Source organism: Caballeronia sp. M1242 (assembly GCF_017220215.1).
Lineage (GTDB): Bacteria > Pseudomonadota > Gammaproteobacteria > Burkholderiales > Burkholderiaceae > Caballeronia.
In genome coordinates, this window is the sequence record NZ_CP071131.1 from 698,756 (window position 1) to 715,097 (window position 16,342).

Annotated in this window: 14 protein-coding genes; 9 read left to right on the top strand and 5 right to left on the bottom strand. The window is 63.3% G+C overall.

What is annotated here, in order from left to right:
* Window positions 1-19: 19 nt before the first annotated feature.
* The 5 genes from JYK05_RS22695 to JYK05_RS22715 form a co-directional block, all read right to left on the bottom strand.
* Window positions 20-1,327 (bottom strand): MFS transporter, encoded by a 1,308-nt coding sequence (locus tag JYK05_RS22695; protein ID WP_175942598.1) that lies wholly within the window; start codon window positions 1,325-1,327, stop codon window positions 20-22.
* Between the two features lie 143 nt (window positions 1,328-1,470).
* The gene (locus JYK05_RS22700) at window positions 1,471-2,391 is read right to left on the bottom strand and encodes a LysR family transcriptional regulator (RefSeq protein WP_206469936.1); all 921 of its coding nucleotides are present in this window, start codon (window positions 2,389-2,391) and stop codon (window positions 1,471-1,473) included.
* A gap of 55 nt (window positions 2,392-2,446) precedes the next feature.
* On the bottom strand, window positions 2,447-3,103 hold the full coding sequence (locus tag JYK05_RS22705) for an EthD family reductase (protein ID WP_206469939.1): 657 nt from the start codon (window positions 3,101-3,103) through the stop codon (window positions 2,447-2,449).
* A gap of 7 nt (window positions 3,104-3,110) precedes the next feature.
* Window positions 3,111-4,301, bottom strand: a complete 1,191-nt coding sequence (locus JYK05_RS22710; RefSeq protein ID WP_206469940.1) for an acyl-CoA dehydrogenase family protein — start codon at window positions 4,299-4,301, stop codon at window positions 3,111-3,113.
* 32 nt (window positions 4,302-4,333) lie between these two features.
* Window positions 4,334-5,692 carry an MFS transporter gene (locus JYK05_RS22715; protein ID WP_371826464.1) on the bottom strand — a complete coding sequence of 453 codons (1,359 nt, stop codon included), beginning with the start codon at window positions 5,690-5,692 and terminating at the stop codon, window positions 4,334-4,336.
* Between the two features lie 299 nt (window positions 5,693-5,991).
* Here JYK05_RS22715 and JYK05_RS22720 point away from each other — a divergent pair, with 299 nt between their 5' ends.
* The 9 genes from JYK05_RS22720 (at window position 5,992) to JYK05_RS22760 (ending at window position 16,306) form a co-directional block, all read left to right on the top strand.
* The gene (locus tag JYK05_RS22720; RefSeq protein WP_175942605.1) at window positions 5,992-7,197 is read left to right on the top strand and encodes a porin; all 1,206 of its coding nucleotides are present in this window, start codon (window positions 5,992-5,994) and stop codon (window positions 7,195-7,197) included.
* Between the two features lie 117 nt (window positions 7,198-7,314).
* Complete coding sequence (locus JYK05_RS22725; protein WP_206469947.1) at window positions 7,315-8,451, top strand: muconate/chloromuconate family cycloisomerase; 1,137 nt, start codon at window positions 7,315-7,317, stop codon at window positions 8,449-8,451.
* A 15-nt stretch (window positions 8,452-8,466) separates the two neighbouring features.
* Window positions 8,467-8,757, top strand: coding sequence for a muconolactone Delta-isomerase (gene catC / locus JYK05_RS22730; protein WP_206469949.1), 291 nt, complete (start codon window positions 8,467-8,469; stop codon window positions 8,755-8,757).
* Window positions 8,758-8,801: 44 nt separating this feature from the next.
* Window positions 8,802-9,737 carry a catechol 1,2-dioxygenase gene (catA, locus tag JYK05_RS22735; RefSeq protein ID WP_206469951.1) on the top strand — a complete coding sequence of 312 codons (936 nt, stop codon included), beginning with the start codon at window positions 8,802-8,804 and terminating at the stop codon, window positions 9,735-9,737.
* A 208-nt stretch (window positions 9,738-9,945) separates the two neighbouring features.
* On the top strand, window positions 9,946-11,919 hold the full coding sequence (locus JYK05_RS22740) for a sigma-54-dependent Fis family transcriptional regulator (protein ID WP_206469953.1): 1,974 nt from the start codon (window positions 9,946-9,948) through the stop codon (window positions 11,917-11,919).
* Window positions 11,920-12,089: 170 nt separating this feature from the next.
* Window positions 12,090-13,130 carry an ATP-NAD kinase family protein gene (locus JYK05_RS22745; protein ID WP_206469955.1) on the top strand — a complete coding sequence of 347 codons (1,041 nt, stop codon included), beginning with the start codon at window positions 12,090-12,092 and terminating at the stop codon, window positions 13,128-13,130.
* Window positions 13,131-13,148: 18 nt separating this feature from the next.
* Window positions 13,149-14,147, top strand: a complete 999-nt coding sequence (locus JYK05_RS22750) for a thiamine pyrophosphate-dependent dehydrogenase E1 component subunit alpha (protein ID WP_206469957.1) — start codon at window positions 13,149-13,151, stop codon at window positions 14,145-14,147.
* An 18-nt stretch (window positions 14,148-14,165) separates the two neighbouring features.
* Window positions 14,166-15,182 carry an alpha-ketoacid dehydrogenase subunit beta gene (locus JYK05_RS22755; protein ID WP_206469959.1) on the top strand — a complete coding sequence of 339 codons (1,017 nt, stop codon included), beginning with the start codon at window positions 14,166-14,168 and terminating at the stop codon, window positions 15,180-15,182.
* Window positions 15,182-16,306, top strand: a complete 1,125-nt coding sequence (locus JYK05_RS22760) for an acetoin dehydrogenase dihydrolipoyllysine-residue acetyltransferase subunit (RefSeq protein ID WP_206469961.1) — start codon at window positions 15,182-15,184, stop codon at window positions 16,304-16,306. The genes JYK05_RS22755 and JYK05_RS22760 overlap by 1 nt, the downstream gene beginning before the upstream one ends.
* Window positions 16,307-16,342 lie beyond the last annotated feature (36 nt).

The following is a 16,342-nucleotide window of genomic DNA, read 5'->3' on the forward strand; positions in this document are numbered from 1 at the left end:
GCGGAGAGAAACGTGGGATTTACTGCTGACGCGTTTCGTGCGTGAACTTCAAGGTCACGACGGTAATGAGTCCGAGCACGATGAGAAAGAGGGCGACCGGCCAGTACGCGTGATAGCGCGAAAGCAGCGCCGTCGCAATGAGCGGCGACATTCCGCCCGCGAAGATCGAAGCGACTTCATGCCCCAGCGCGACGCCCGAGTAGCGCACTTCCGTGCTGAACAGTTCACCGACGAGCGCGGGCAGCGTGCCGATCATCGCGCCGTGACAGACAGCCGTGCCGAGCACGAGCGCGAGCCAGATGAGCGGCGTCGAATGCGTATTGAGCAGCCAGAAGAAGGGGAACGCCATCACCGCGAGCGAGACTGCGCCGATCATATATACCGGCTTGCGGCCGATGCGGTCGGAGAGCTTGCCCCATAGAAGCATCGCGACCATTTCGATGACCATCGCGAGCATCACGCCCGTGAGCATGACCGAGTTCGAGATGCCGGCGAACTTGCCGTACACCAGCGAGAACGCGAGAAAGATATACGCGCCGCCGTTTTCCGCCACGCGCAAGCCCATCGCCATGAGAATCTCTTTCGGGTGCCGCTTGATGACTTCCACCACCGGCATGTGCGATGTCTTGCCCGCCTTGTCCGCGTTCTCGAAGTCGCGGCTCTCGGGAAGGTTGTGGCGAATATAGACGCCGAGCGCGAAGATCAGGATGCTCGCGAGAAACGGCAGACGCCAGCCCCACGAGATGAACTGATCGTGCGGCAACGCCTGCGCGCCGAGAAAAGCTGCTGACGACAGCACGAAGCCGCCGCCCACGCCGAGCTGGCTCCATGCCGCGTAATAGCCGCGCTTTTCCGGCGGCGCGCTTTCGCTGATCATGAGCACGCCGCCGCCCCATTCGCCGCCCGACGCGACGCCCTGCAACAGCCGCAGTCCGACGAGCGCGGCCGGCGCCCACAAGCCGACGTGGTCGTATGTGGGCAAGAGGCCGATGCCGAAGGTCGCGAAGCCCATGATGAGCAGCGTCCATACGAGCGAAGCGCGACGTCCGTACCGATCGCCGATATGCCCGAACACGATGCCGCCGAGCGGCCGGGCGACGAAGCCCATTGCGAACGCGGCGAACGCGCCGAGCGTGCCGATCAGCGGGTCCGCGTTGGCGGGAAAGAACAATTGTCCGAAGACCAGCGCGGCGGCGGTGCCGTAGACGAAGAAGTCGTACCACTCCATCGCGTTGCCGGCGACCGATGCCACGACGATGCGTCTCAGTGCGCGGTCCTGCATGGCCGTGCTGCGTTCCGTCGTGGAAGTTGATTGAACCGTGGACATGTCTTCTCGCCTGATTGATCGTGGGGCGCGCCTCGAGCAGGCTTCGCATGTAGAGCAGTGTCGAGTCGCCAGGCAGCCACGTCAAATAGGCTGAAAAGCATGCCGGGTATCAGTGGGGCAAATGTGCGCCGCATTCGACGGAGTCAGGGTTCGGACTGATGGAACATCGCCACGAGCGTTTCCCGCAGCCACGCGATGCCAGGATCGGATGCGAACTGCGTATGCGAATGCACCTCGATTTCGATGGGCGGCAGCGAGAACGGCAGCGGCAGCACGCGAAACGCCTTGCCGCGATTGAAGCGCCGCGCGATGCTCTTCGGGAAGATGACGGCGAGATCGGTGTTCATCACGATCTCGGGCGCGACGATGAAATGAGGCAGGCGCAGCACGATATCGCGCTTGAGATTGAGTTCGTCGAGCCACTGCTCGACCATGCGATGCCCCGTGGCGTTCGTGCTCGCGTACACATAACGCAATGCGGCAAGGTCTTCGCGCGTCGGCTTCGCGCGGCGTAATGGGTGACCCGCGCGCACCACGCACACATGTTCGTCGACGAAGAGCGTCTGGCTCACGCAGCCTTCGTCCAGCCCCGGCACATAGCCGAGCGCAAGATCGATCTCGCCCGCGCGCATGGCGGCACTCACCGATTCCACCGGAAGATTCGCCACCTCGATGCGGATGCCGCGCGCCTCGCGGTCGAGCATCGCGACGAGCGGCGGCAGGAAATAGAACTCCGACATGTCGGACATCGACACGCGGAATACGCGCTGCGCGGTCGCGGGATCGAACTTGCCGAGCTGCTGCACGGCGTCGTTGATCATCGCGAAGGCTTGCGCGAGCGGCGGATACAGCCGATACGCGGCATCGGTCGGCACCATGCCGCCCGGCGTGCGCAAGAACAGCGGATCGTCGAAGAGCGTGCGCAGACGGCGCAGCGCATGACTCACCGCGGGCTGCGTGAGGCCGAGCCTGTCGCCCGCGGCGGTCAGACTGCGCAAGTCCCAGATGGCGAGGAACACGCGCAGCAGATTCAGATCGGCAATGCCGAGATGCGGCTTGTTCATGCTTCGCCTCGCGAACGAGGGCGAAGCGCGCGTTTGGCACAGCGCGACCGCCCGGTCAGTGTTGCGCGAGATTACCGTACAAGCTGCGCATTGCAAAATGCGGCGTTGCACCGGTGTAGGGCGGCAGCGCATGGAAATCGCGGCGCATGGCGTCACGAACCGGCGACGCAAGCGCAGCCATGAGCGCGGCAGCATCGTCGAAGACCACCTTGTTGCGCTGCATCGCGTTTGCATGATCGAACGGCAGACCGCTCGTACAGTCGATGCGCGTATAAACCTCCAATTCACGCAATCCGGGCAACTGCAACATCAGCGGCGGGTGATGCTTCAGATAGTGCGTGAGCCACGCATTGAAGTCGTCTGCAACGCCTTCGTATGCGACAAGGTAGGTGCACCGCTCCATTGGGCTTTGCGTCGCTGCCTGCTTGAGCGGACGCACCGCCATGACTTGCTGCGTGAACGAATGACCTCGTACCATGCGATGAATCGCGCCGTCGCGTTCACATGCCGCTTCGAGCGGCGCGAGGTCGTCGAAATACCATTGCAGCACGCACGACGGCGTGTTCGGCGCGGGCGCGATGCGCGGATCGACCTGGCCGTCGATCGCTTCATGCACGATCAGCCGACGCAGGCCCTCGACGTCTTGCGCCGCATGATGCAGCGCGGACGCATCGCACGATGCGTCGCCGATGAGAAAGAGACAGGCTTGCATCGTCATATCAGGGATAAGGCGTGACCGGCGGGATACCGACGAAGATCGCGCCCGACGCGTCATACGTGCCTTCGCCGAGAAACGCGTGCTGCGTCACGACGATGGAATCGCGCACGAGCCGTTGCATGCGGTTCTCGCGATAGATCGCGCCGATGCCCGCCATCTTGTACGCCTGCATCACGATGTCGGCACACGTATGGGCCGCGTGCGTGGCGGAGAGACGCAACAGATTCGCTTCGGCAGGCTGTACCGGGTCTCCTGCGAGCACCGTTTGCCACGACGCTTCCGCGGACTCGAAGAAGAACGCGCGTGCGCTGCGCAGTTGCGCTTCCGCTTGCGCGAGGCCCGAGCGATAGTACGCACGGTCGGCAAGACGCGGCGCGCCCGTCGTCGTCTTCGTCACGCCGGACATGCCGGCGAGCAGGTCGAGCGCGGCGCGTGCCAGGCCGATGTTCACGGCCGCATGAACCTGCGCCTGATACGCGACCGCCGGATAGCGATAGAGCGGCTCGTCGATCAACGCCGCGCCGCCGCGTACGAAGGTCCATCGCTCATCGACGTACTTGTCCTTCAGACGCAAGTCATGGCTGCCGGTGCCCTGCATGCCGACCACGTTCCAGTTATCGACGATCTCCACTTCGCTCGCCGGGAACACGGCGGTGAAGGGCTTGCCGGCGTTTTTGTCGTCGGCGCCCGCAGGCGCTCCGCCGATGCCCACGCCGATCCAGTCCGCGCCCTTGCAGCCGCTCGCGAAGCGCCATTGGCCCGACACTTTGAAGCCGCCCGGCGCGCGCTCCGCCTTTTGCAGCGGATACAAGCCGCCCGCGAACACCTGGTCCGGACCGGTCGCATAGATGCGCGCCTGCGTTTCCACGGGCAGCGCGGCGAGATACGTGTTCGCCGAGCCGAACGCGGCGACCCATGCCGTCGAACCGTCCGCGACCGCGATGCGTTCCAGCATTTCGAGGAAGCGCGGCGGCGGCAGCGCATCGCCACCGAAACGCTTCGGCGTGCTGGCGCGGAAGATGCCCGCGCGCTTCATCTTGCCGACCATGTCGCGCGGCACGTGAGACATTGCATCGAACTCGTCGCGACGGCGCTCGACTTCCTCGATGAGCGCGTCCATTGACAGCGGTCCGGCGTATTCAGGGTAATCGTCCTGCGAGTCGATGATCGAATCGCTTTGAAGGGCTTGCATGCGTGATACCTCTCGATCGTTGTGAGCCAATGTCATTCGGCGTGCTGACGCGCGGCCATGCGCATCGCTTTGGGGAACGTCTCGCGCGCCAGCAAGGTCGCAATGACGGTGATGAGTCCGAGCGCGCCGAGATAGATCGCGACCGGCACGGCGCTGCGATAGTGCGCGAGCAGCGCGGTGGCGATCATCGGCGAGAGACCGCCGCCGAGTACCGACGACACCTCGCGGCCAATGCCGAGACCGGAGAACCGCAAGTGCACCGGCAACATCTCGCTGATGAACGCGGGCTGCGCGCCTTCGAGAATGCCGAGCGTGACGCTGTTTGCGAGAATCAGCGCGGCCATGATCTTCCAGTACTCGCCCGAGCCGAGCAGCGCGAAGTAGGGCCATGCGACGAGCAGCATCGCGATGGCTCCGGCGAGATACACCGGCTTGCGGCCGACCTTGTCGGTGACGTGGCCGAAGAAGAGCGAGACCGGGATCATGAGCAGCATGGAGACCGTGAGGCCGCTGAGAATCCAGCTCGACTTGATGCCGAGAAACTGCCCGTATGCAATGGAAAACGCGAAGAAGATGTACGACGCGCCGCCTTCGCCGAAGCGCAGGCCGAACACGGTGAGCACTTCGCGCGGGCATTGCTTGAGCACGTCGATCACGGGCATGCGGCTTTCGTGACGCGTCGCCTTCACTTCCGCGAAGGCCGCGCTTTCGCCGACTGAGCGGCGCATCCACAGGCCGAGCGCGACGAGCGCGGCGCTGCAGAGGAACGGTATGCGCCAACCCCAGCTTTGGAAGTCGCTGGACGGCAGGTTCTGCACGAGCAGGAACGCGCCGGTCGACAGCACGAAGCCGAGCGCAGCGCCGCACGGACTCCACGCCGCAAGCGCGCCGCGCTTCGATTGCGGCGCGTTTTCGTGGATCAGCAAGATGCTGCCGCTCCATTCGCCGCCTGCCGCGAGCCCTTGCATGATTCGCAACAGCACGAGCAGCACCGGCGCTGCAATGCCGATTTGCTGATACGTCGGCAACACGCCCATTAGCACCGTCGCGGTGCCCATGGTGAGAAGCGTGAGCATCATCACGACCTTGCGGCCGTAGCGATCGCCGATATGACCGCATAGCACGCCGCCGATGGGCCGCGCGATGAAGCCGACGGTAAAGCCGCCGAACGCCGCGATCGTGCCCGTCAGCGGGTCGCTGCCCACGGGAAAGAACAGCTTGCCGAAGACGAGCGCGGCGGCGGTGCCGTAGAGAAAGAAGTCATACCACTCGAGGATCTGACCGAGCACGGCGGTGGTGACCGCGCGACGCACGCCGCTTCGCGTGCGGGGAACGTGCCGCGCGGGAATGGGCGGCGCACTCATTTCGGGATTCACGGCATCAGGGTTCATGGCTTTGAAGGGGCACGAGAGATTTGTTCCCGCATCGTTTGGACACGCAGCGGGGCGCTTTGAATCGACACCGTCATGACATGGTTCGAACGATATGAGCCGAGAAAACAGCGGTCAAATCAAAGCCAAAAATGCGCGATATGAATCTCGTGCATGAACATGCAGTGAAAACCCTCGTATCAGCGGCGCTTATCGAACCTCCTTCTTTTGACTGATTTGCGACGCCATATCGGTCAACGCAGACTTGCGGCGGGTCATTGCTTGCCCCATCGGACAACCTCGATAGAAGGATCAACAGAATGAAACTCAAGGTGAGCGCAACGGCCGTGCTGTTGCTGGCGGTGGCAGGAAGCGCGCAGGCGCAGAGCACGGTCACGCTGTACGGCATCGTCGATGACGGTTTCAACTGGACGTCGAATTCAGGCGGCCACAATCTGTACAACGTGTCGAGCGGCGTGATGCAGGCAAGCCGTTGGGGCCTGCGCGGCAAGGAAGATCTCGGCGGCGGACTGGCTGCGCTCTTTGTGCTGGAGAACGGCTTCGATCTGAACAACGGGTCGCTGGCGCAGAAAAACCGCGGCAGCACGCAAGGGCTGATGTTCGGGCGACAGGCCTATGTCGGCCTCGCGAGTCCGTATGGGACATTGACGCTCGGACGTCAGTACGACTCCGTGGTCGATTACGTGGGTCCGTTCGAATCCGGTACCCAGTGGGCCGGATATATCGGCGCGCATCCCGGCGATCTGGACAACCTGAACAACGCCTATCGCGTGAACAACGCGCTCAAGTTCGCGAGCAAGACGTACTACGGCATCTCATTCGGCGGCGTGTATAGCCTGGGCGGCGTGGCGGGCGCGGCGTCGCGCAATCAGTTGTGGTCGCTCGGCGCGGGCTATGCGAACGGTCCCATAACGCTCGGCGTCGCGTACCTGAACGCGCGCAATCCGAACGTCGGCTTCTTCGGCGATAACGGCGCGAGCACGGCGCCGAGCGCGACCGCCAACTTCATCTCGTCGCCCGTTTACAGCGGCTATGCATCGGCGCGGACGTATCAGGTCGTAGCGGCGGGCGCGGCCTATGCAATCGGCGCGGCGACGATCGGCGCGACCTATTCGAATGTGCAATTCAAGAGTCTCGGCGATACGGTGAACTCGGGTCCGAATCCGCGTGGCTATAGCGGCAACGCCAATTTCAATAACGCAGAGATCAACTTCAAGTATCAGTTGACGCCCGCGCTCCTGGTCGGCGCTGCGTTCGACTATACGAAGGGTGGCGATGTCGATACATCCACGGGCGTCAATCCCGGCGCGAAGTACTACCAGGGCGCCATTGGCGCGGACTATTTCCTTTCGAAGCGCACGGACGTCTATCTGATCGGCGTTTATCAGAAGGCGTCCGGGACTGATTCGACGGGTACGGCGGCGGTGGCCGCCATCAACAACCTGACGCCTTCGACGAGCGACCGTCAAAGCACCGTGCGCGTGGGGATACGTCATAAGTTCTGAACGTGCGGTTCGACACACGCACTATCAGTCAAACGGATGCAGTCCGCCACATTTGATCTATTTGACCAATCTTGCGCGCATCACTACCTTGTAGTCGAAATCACTCAAGCTACTCTCATGACCACAGCGACGATCGAACGCATCGAAACATGTCTCGTCGATTTACCGACGATTCGCCCGCATAAGCTATCGGTCGCGACGATGCACGGGCAGACCTTGATGCTCGTGAAAGTGTTCTGCAGCGATGGCGTGATCGGCATCGGTGAAGGCACGACCATCGCGGGCATGGCGTACGGTCCCGAGAGTCCCGAGTCGATGAAGCTCGCCATCGACGGGTATATCGCGCCGGCCGCGATCGGCAAGGATGCGACGCGTATTCAGAAATTGATGGCGCATATCGGCAAGCTCGTGAAGGTGAATCACTTCACCAAGAGCGCGCTCGAAACCGCGTTGCTGGATGCACACGGCAAGCGGCTCGGCGTGCCCGTGAGCGAGCTGCTCGGAGGCCGGCGACGCGAGCGCTTGCCCGTTGCATGGACGCTCGCATCCGGTGATACGGCGAAAGACATTGCAGAAGCAGAACGCATGATCGATATGCGCCGTCACAAGGTGTTCAAGCTGAAGATCGGCGCGAAAGAACTGAGGACCGATATCGCGCATGTCGCGCAGATTAAGCGCGAGCTGGGCGAGCGCGGCGCGGTGCGGGTCGACGTGAACATGGCCTGGAGCGAGACTCAGGCAGCGTGGGCGATTCCTGCATTGGCCGATGCCGGTTGCGAACTGGTGGAGCAGCCGGTCGCATCCGCTGCGGCGCTCGCACGTCTCTTGCGCCGCTTTCCGGTCGCGCTCATGGCCGATGAAATTCTGCAAGGTCCGGAAAGCGCTTTCGAGATCGCGAAGCATGGCGGCGCGGATGTCTTCGCCATCAAGATCGAACAGAGCGGCGGTCTCTTTGCAGCGCAATGCGTTGCAGCGATTGCGGATGCAGCGGGCATCGAGCTATACGGCGGCACCATGCTGGAAGGCGCATTCAGCACGGTGGCATCGGCGCATTTGTTCGCGAGCTTCGCTAACCTGCAATGGGGTACTGAGTTGTTCGGCCCCTTGCTGATTACCGAAGAAATTCTGACGCGGCCGCTCGACTACAGCGACTTCGAACTGACCGTGCCGAACGGCCCGGGCCTCGGTATCGAACTGGACGAAGCCAAGGTAAAGCGCTTCACGCGCGACGGCCTGACAAAGATCATCAAGTAAAGAAGGAGACCGCCGATGCTTTTCCACGTACGCATGGACGTCAATCTTCCACCGGACATGCCCGCCGATGTGGCCAACGAAATCAAGTCGCGCGAGAAAGCGTATTCGCAAGAGCTTCAACGAAGCGGCAAATGGCGTCATATCTGGCGCATCGCGGGCGAGTATGCGAACTACAGCATCTTCGATGTCGAAAGCAATGCTGAACTGCACGACATATTGACCGCCTTGCCGCTTTTTCCGCACATGAAGATTTCAGTGACGCCATTGTGCCGTCACCCGTCGTCCATTCGCGACGACGATGCATGAGCGTAAGCCATAAAACATCCCCCGATAACGATGGAGACAGAATCATGAGCGTTAGAGTGTTCGCCAATCAGGAAGTGCAGGACTTGCTCACGGCTGCGGCCAACCTCAACAGCGATGGCGGCAATGCGCGCGCCAAGCAGATCACGCACCGCTTGCTGAGTGATTTGTTCAAGGCCATCGACGATCTCGACATGACGCCCGATGAAATCTGGGCAGGCGTGAACTACTTCAATAAGCTCGGCCAGGACGGCGAGGCGGCGTTGCTTGCTGCGGGGCTCGGACTGGAGAAGTACCTCGACATTCGAATGGATGCCGCGGACAAGCAAGCCGAAATGGATGGCGGCACGCCGCGCACGATCGAAGGTCCGTTGTATGTCGAGGGCGCGCCGGTGCGCGATGGTGTATCGAAGATCGATATCGATGCGGACGCGGACGCTGGCCCGCTGGTGATACGCGGAACGGTAAGGGGACTGGACGGCAAGCCCATTGCCGGGGCGGTGGTCGAATGCTGGCATGCCAATTCCAAGGGCTTTTACTCTCACTTCGACCCGACCGGCGCGCAAAGCGCGTTCAACCTGCGCGGTGCTGTACGCACGGGCGGGGACGGCACATACGAGTTTCGCACGCTGATGCCGGTCGGTTACGGGTGCCCGCCGCAAGGCTCGACGCAACGCTTGCTGAACGCATTAGGACGGCACGGCAACCGTCCCGCGCATGTGCACTTCTTCGTGACGGGCGATGGTCTGCGCAAGCTCACGACGCAGATCAACATCGAAGGTGATCCGCTCATTTGGGACGACTTCGCTTACGCCACGCGTGAGGACCTTATTCCTCCGGTGGTCGAGAAGACGGGGGGCGCGGCATTGGGGTTGAAAGAGGACGCGTACAAGGAGATCGAGTTCAACTTCGTGCTGACGCCGCTGGTCGGCGGAAAGGATAATCAGCTCGTGAATCGGCTGAGAGCGACTGCAGAGGCTTGATGGAGTGCGGGAAGCCGCCGCTCGATTGCGGTTGCGAGCGGACTTCGCTTCACGTGCGGCTTGTTTCCGTCCGTTGCGGCACGCATTCATGTTGCATTGCAACGCTAACGCCCGATGACGCCCGCCTCCGATTGAAGCATCATACGGCCTGAGACACGCTCGTGCGGCTCGGTGTATCCCGGTTCGCACGCGAGACCAGGAGAGCACGATGGACATGCGGCAACGCGAGCACATCGAGGCAGTCGTCGCGGCGACCACGCGGGCCGAAGCGCAAGTCGTGGCGCGCACGCACGAGAGCATCATCCAGTCCTCGTGGCGGCGTTGCGTGCATCAGTACGGGCTCGACCCGTCGCGCATGCAGGAGGCGCGCATCCTGCCGCAAACGCGGCTGCGCGAGCATCAGCAACGCATCGACGGCTTCGCCCGCATCGCGCGTCACGGTCTCGAAACGCTCTACGAGCACGTTGCGGGCATGGGCTACGTCGTGCTGCTGACCGATGCGCTCGGCGTGACCGTCGATTACATCGGCGATGCGAACACCGACATCGAGCTGCGCCGCGCGGGTCTCTATCTCGGCGCGGAATGGAGCGAAGCCGGCGCGGGCACGTGCGCGGTCGGCACGGCGCTCACGACCGGCCAGGCGCTTACCGTACATCAGGTCGATCACTTCGACGCCACGCATATCCCGCTGACCTGCACCGCCGCGCCGCTCTATGATTCACGCGGCGCGCTCGCCGCGATTCTCGACATCTCCGCGCTCACGTCGCCGCAAGCGCGCGACAGTCAGAATCTCGCGCTGCAACTCGTGCGCATCTACGCAGGACATATCGAGAACGCGAACTTCCTGCGCACGCATCGGCAGGACTGGATCTTGAAGCTCAACGCGTCGCCCGAATTCGTCGACGTCGCGCCGGAGTACCTGATCGCGCTCGATGCGAGCGGGCGTATCGTCGGACACAATCGCCGCGCGCACGCGATGCTTGCGGCGGAGATCGGCCGGCCCATCGCGCCCGGGGAAATGGCCGCGTCGCTGATCGGCGTGCCGTTCGACACGCTCTTCGATGCGCGCATCGAAGAATTGGGCCGCTTCGTGTACTCGCGGCCGAGCGAACTGCGCGCGGTGCCGCTCGCGAAATCGGGCGGGCTGCTGTATTTGAGCGTGATGCCGCCCGCGCCATGCGTCACGCCGGCCCGCAACGCGGCGTCGCCACGCAGCGTCGAGGTGCCCGCGCCGCTCGCCGCGCTGGGCGGCGGCGATGCCGCGCTCGCGCGTCAGCTGGAACGCGCCGCGAAGCTCGTCGATTCGCCCATTAACCTGCTGATCAACGGGGAAACCGGCAGCGGCAAGGAGTTTTTCGCGAAGGCGCTGCATCGCGCGAGCGCGCGTCGCGCGGGACCGTTCGTCGCCGTGAATTGCGCGGCGATTCCCGAGACGCTCATCGAGAGCGAATTGTTCGGGCATCTGCCGAACAGCTTTTCGGGCGCGGGCGCGAAGGGCAAGCGCGGCCTGATTCAGGAAGCCGACGGCGGCACGCTCTTTCTCGACGAAATCGGCGACATGCCGCGCGAGCTGCAGTCGCGGCTGCTGCGCGTGCTGGCCGAAGGCGAAGTGCTCGCGATCGGCGCGTCCCGGCCCGTATCGGTCGATGTGCGCGTGATTTCCGCGACGCATCATTCACTCGATGCGCTCATGCAGGACGGACGATTCCGCGAAGACCTGTACTACCGCCTGAACGGGGCGCGCTTCACGCTTCCGCCGTTGCGCGAGCGAAGCGACCTCGACTGGCTTATCGACAAGTTCCTCGAAGGCGCCGCCACGCTGTCGAGCGCAGCGCGCGAGCGATTGCATCGGCATGAATGGCCGGGAAATTTGCGCGAGCTCAGCAACGTGCTGCGTTATGCGCGCGCGGTGTGTTCGAACGGCGTGATCGACATTGATGATCTTCCGGAAGGGTTCGCAAGCGCCTCGGTGCCGGTCGATCCACCGCCGCGTCCCATCGAGGACTTCGATCCGCACCGTCTGCCGCCGGAAGGCATGTTGCTCATGCAATACCTGCGCGCGGCAAGCTGGAACCTGAGCGCAGTCGCGCGTCAGATCGGCGTGAGCCGCATGACGCTCTATCGGCGCATGGCGCGTTACGGCATTCGCTCGCCGAATCAGCGCGACGCGAATGGTCACTGACCACTGATACGCCTGTACTCCCGCCGATACACCTGCCGCTGTGACACCTGTCACGGCGGCGCTTGTTATATCGCACCGAAACGCTGCTTTTCTACGGGAAATCCCGCGTTTTTTCGATTGGCATAGGCTTTGCCTTTATCCGCCGCACACAAGAACGACGGAGACAAGGCATGTCACAGCCGCTCGTCGGCATCATTGCCAATCCTGTTTCGGCGCGCGATATCCGGCGCGTGATCGCCAATGCAAACAGCCTGCAACTCGCGGACCGCGTGAATATCGTGTTGCGGCTGCTTTCGTCGCTGGCGTCGTGCGGCGTCGCGCGCGTATTGATGATGCCGGACCGCGAAGGCCTGAAAGTCATGCTCGAACGCCATCTCGCGCGCAAGCACGGCCCGGACGCATCGCTCGCTCAAGTCGATTTCCTCGACATGCCCGTGACCGCGCGCGTCGACGACACGTTTCGCGCCGCACGCATGATGCGCGATGCAGGCGTCGATGCGCTCATCGTGCTCGGCGGCGACGGCACGCATCGGGCGGTGGTGCGCGAGTGCGGGCAAGTGCCGATCGCGGGCCTTTCGACGGGCACGAACAACGCATACCCGGAAATGCGCGAGCCGACCATATCGGGACTTGCGACAGGACTTTATGCAAGCCGCCGCGTGCCGCCCGCCGAAGCGCTCGCGTGGAACAAGCGGCTCGACATCGAGATACGCGATGCGAACGGCAACGCGCGCCGCGACATCGCGCTCGTCGATGCCGTCATCTCGCACGAGCAGTTTATCGGCGCGCGGGCGCTCTGGAAGATCGACACGCTCGCCGCCGTCTACGTCTCTTTCGCCGATCCCCAAGCCATCGGCATGTCCGCGATCGCGGGTCTGCTCGAACCGCTCGGGCGTCACGAAGCGGGCGGCGTCGCCATTGAACTCGCCGCGCCGGGGCAAGGCGAATTCGTGCTGCACGCGCCGATCGCGCCGGGGCTCATCGAGCCGGTGCCGATCGCGAACTGGACGCGCCTCGCCAATGGCGTGCCGCATCGCGTGAAGCAGCGTTCGGGCATCGTCGCGCTCGATGGCGAACGCGAGCTCGCCTTCGGCCCCGGCGATGAAGTCACGATCACGCTTACGGAAAACGCGTTTCGCAGTATCGACGTGGCCGCGTGCATGCGTTACGCGGCTGCGTCCGGGCTGATGCGTCAGCTCGAGCTTCGCTAACTCAACCGGGAGACAACCATGACAGCGTCGCGACAGCATGCGGGCGGCTTGCCGCTCTCGAAGGAAGAACTGTTGAGCGCGTATCGCAAGATGCGCACGATCCGCGATTTCGAGGAACGTCTGCACGTCGATTTCGGACGCGGCGACATTCCCGGCTTCGTGCATCTTTACGCGGGCGAAGAAGCGGCGGGCGTCGGCATCATGATTCATCTGAACGACGGCGACCGCATCGCGAGCACGCATCGCGGACACGGGCACTGCATCGCGAAGGGCGTCGATCCTGTCGCGATGATGAAAGAGATCTACGGCAAGAAAGGCGGCTCGTGCAACGGCAAGGGCGGCTCGATGCATATCGCCGATCTGTCGAAGGGAATGATGGGCGCGAACGGCATTCTCGGCGCGGGCGCGCCTTTGATTTGCGGCGCGGCGCTCGCGGCGAAGTTTCGCGGCAAGGGCGAAGTGGGCATCACGTTCGCGGGCGATGGCGCGTCGAATCAGGGCACGTTCCTCGAAAGCCTGAACCTCGCGGCAGTGTGGAATCTGCCGGTCATCTTCGTGATCGAGAACAACGGCTACGCCGAATCGACGGCGCGCGACTATGGCACCGCTGTCGACAGCTACGTGGATCGCGCGGCGGGCTTCGGCATTCCGGGCGTGACCGTCGACGGCACCGATTTCTTCGCGGTCTACGAGGCGGCGGGAGAAGTCATCAAGCGTGCGCGTGAAGGCGGCGGACCGGCGCTGCTCGAATGCAAGATGATCCGCTTCTACGGCCACTTCGAAGGCGATGCGCAGACGTATCGCGCGCCGGGCGAACTGGACGATATCCGCTCCAACAAGGATTGCCTGAAGAAGTTCGCGGCCGCCGTCACGCAAGCCGACGCGATCTCGCCCGGAGAACTCGACGCGATCGACCGCGAAGTCGCCGCGCTGATCGACCGCGCGGTGCAGGAAGCGAAAGACGCGCCGTTGCCGACAGCCGCCGATCTGCTCACCGATGTGTACGTCAAATATTGAAACGAGGAGACAACCATCATGGCCCGCAAACTGAGCATGAAGATGGCGATCAACGAAGCCATCGATCAGGAAATGACGCGCGATCCGAGCGTGATCGTGCTGGGTGAGGACATCGTCGGCGGCGCAGGCGCGGACGGCGAGAAAGACGCATGGGGCGGCGTGCTCGGCGTGACGAAGGGACTCTACGCGAAACACGGCGACAGATTGCTCGACACGCCGCTGTCGGAAAGCGCATATGTAGGCGCGGCGATCGGCGCTGCGGCGTGCGGCATGCGACCGGTCGCGGAACTGATGTTCATCGACTTCATGGGCGTGTGCTTCGACCAGATCTTTAATCAGGCCGCGAAGTTTCGTTATATGTTCGGCGGCAAGGCCGAAACGCCCGTCGTGATTCGCGCGATGGTCGGCGCGGGCTTTCGCGCGGCGGCTCAGCACAGCCAGATGCTGACGTCGCTGTTCACGCATATTCCGGGGCTGAAAGTGGTCTGCCCTTCGACGCCTTATGACACGAAGGGACTGCTGATTCAGGCCATTCGCGACAACGATCCCGTGATCTTCTGCGAGCACAAGAATCTGTACGGCTTCGAAGGCGAAGTGCCCGAGAACTCGTATGCGATTCCGTTCGGCGAGGCGAACATCGTGCGCGACGGCAAGGACGTGTCGATCGTCACGTATGGATTGATGGTGCATCGCGCGCTGGAAGCGGCATCGACGCTCGCGAAGGAAGGCATCGAAGCGGAGATCGTCGATCTGCGGACGCTGTCGCCGCTCGATATGGACACCGTGTTGGAAACCGTCGAGAACACGGGACGGCTCGTCGTCGTCGATGAAGCGAATCCGCGCTGCAACATCGCAACCGACGTTTCCGCGCAGGTCGCGCAACAGGCGTTCGGCGCGCTGAAGGCCGGTATCCAGATGGTCAGCGCGCCGCATACGCCGGTGCCGTTCTCGCCGGCGCTCGAAGACTTGTACATTCCGAGCGCCGCGCAGATCGCCGAGGCCGCGCGAAAAACCATGCAGGGAGGAAAGCACTAATGTCCGCAATCACACCGATCGTAATGCCCAAATGGGGCTTGTCGATGAGGGAAGGCACCATCAACGAATGGCTCGTGGAGGAAGGCACGGAGATCACCGTCGGCATGCCGATTCTCGATGTCGAAACCGACAAGATCGCCAATGCCGTCGAAGCGCCCGATGCCGGCCTACTGCGACGCAAGGTGGCGCAACCCGGCGAGACGCTGCCCGTAAAGGCGCTGCTCGGCGTGCTCGCGCCGTCCGACGTGAGCGACGCCGATATCGATGCATACGTGTCCTCTTATGTGACGCCCGCCGAGGACGAGGAAGAAGGCGAGGAAGCAGCGGCGTATCACTTCGTCGATGTGGATGGCATCCGCGTGCGCTACGCATCGCGCGGCGGCGATGACGCGAGCCGCGCTGCCGTGCTCTTCATTCACGGCTTCGGCGGGGACCTCGACAACTGGCTGTTCAATCTCGACGCGCTCGCGGAGAAACATCGCGTCTTCGCGCTGGATTTGCCGGGGCATGGGCAATCGACGACGAAGGTGCCGGGCGCGTCGCTCGCGGAACTCGCGGGCTTCGTCGGCAAGTTCATGGACGCGGTGGGCCTCGAACGCGCGCATCTCGTCGGACACTCGATGGGCGGGGGCATCGCGGCGCAGATGGCCGTGGATCAGCCGAAGCGCGTGCAATCAGTCGCGCTGATTTCGCCTGCCGGATTCGGCGAGGAAGTAAACAACGCGTACACCGAGGGCTTCGTCACGGCCGAATCGCGTCGCGAGCTGAAGCCTGTCGTCGAACTGCTGTTCGCGAACCCTGAGCTGGTGAGCCGCCAGATGCTCGACGATCTGCTGAGGTACAAGCGGCTCGACGGCGTGAGCGACGCGCTGAGATCGCTCAACGGCGGATTGTTCGCGGGCGGCAGGCAGAGCGCACAGCCGGGCGCGAAGCTCGCCGCGACGGAGAAGCCGGTGCTCGTGATTTGGGGTGCGAAGGACCAGATCATTCCCGCCGCGCACGCAAAGCACGCACCGGAAGGCGCGACCGTGCGCGTCTTCGAAGACGCCGGGCACATGAGTCAGATGGAGAAAGCAAACGAGGTGAACGCGCTGTTGAAGGCGCATGTCGAGAAGGGCGGTTGACGTTCGTGCGACGTGCCGGCGCCCCGCTGAAAACGC

What these genes read in the sequence shown, in the direction of transcription:
- JYK05_RS22745 (WP_206469955.1), top strand. Translation starts at nt 12,090, where the DNA reads ATGTCACAGCCGCTCGTCGGCATCATTGCCAATCCTGTTTCGGCGCGC.
- JYK05_RS22750 (WP_206469957.1), top strand. Translation starts at nt 13,149, where the DNA reads ATGACAGCGTCGCGACAGCATGCGGGCGGCTTGCCGCTCTCGAAGGAA.
- JYK05_RS22720 (WP_175942605.1), top strand. Translation starts at nt 5,992, where the DNA reads ATGAAACTCAAGGTGAGCGCAACGGCCGTGCTGTTGCTGGCGGTGGCA.
- catA (WP_206469951.1), top strand. Translation starts at nt 8,802, where the DNA reads ATGAGCGTTAGAGTGTTCGCCAATCAGGAAGTGCAGGACTTGCTCACG.
- JYK05_RS22710 (WP_206469940.1), bottom strand. Translation starts at nt 4,301, where the DNA reads ATGCAAGCCCTTCAAAGCGATTCGATCATCGACTCGCAGGACGATTAC.
- catC (WP_206469949.1), top strand. Translation starts at nt 8,467, where the DNA reads ATGCTTTTCCACGTACGCATGGACGTCAATCTTCCACCGGACATGCCC.
- JYK05_RS22755 (WP_206469959.1), top strand. Translation starts at nt 14,166, where the DNA reads ATGGCCCGCAAACTGAGCATGAAGATGGCGATCAACGAAGCCATCGAT.
- JYK05_RS22715 (WP_371826464.1), bottom strand. Translation starts at nt 5,692, where the DNA reads ATGAACCCTGATGCCGTGAATCCCGAAATGAGTGCGCCGCCCATTCCC.
- JYK05_RS22705 (WP_206469939.1), bottom strand. Translation starts at nt 3,103, where the DNA reads ATGCAAGCCTGTCTCTTTCTCATCGGCGACGCATCGTGCGATGCGTCC.
- JYK05_RS22740 (WP_206469953.1), top strand. Translation starts at nt 9,946, where the DNA reads ATGGACATGCGGCAACGCGAGCACATCGAGGCAGTCGTCGCGGCGACC.
- JYK05_RS22700 (WP_206469936.1), bottom strand. Translation starts at nt 2,391, where the DNA reads ATGAACAAGCCGCATCTCGGCATTGCCGATCTGAATCTGCTGCGCGTG.
- JYK05_RS22725 (WP_206469947.1), top strand. Translation starts at nt 7,315, where the DNA reads ATGACCACAGCGACGATCGAACGCATCGAAACATGTCTCGTCGATTTA.
- JYK05_RS22695 (WP_175942598.1), bottom strand. Translation starts at nt 1,327, where the DNA reads ATGTCCACGGTTCAATCAACTTCCACGACGGAACGCAGCACGGCCATG.
- JYK05_RS22760 (WP_206469961.1), top strand. Translation starts at nt 15,182, where the DNA reads ATGTCCGCAATCACACCGATCGTAATGCCCAAATGGGGCTTGTCGATG.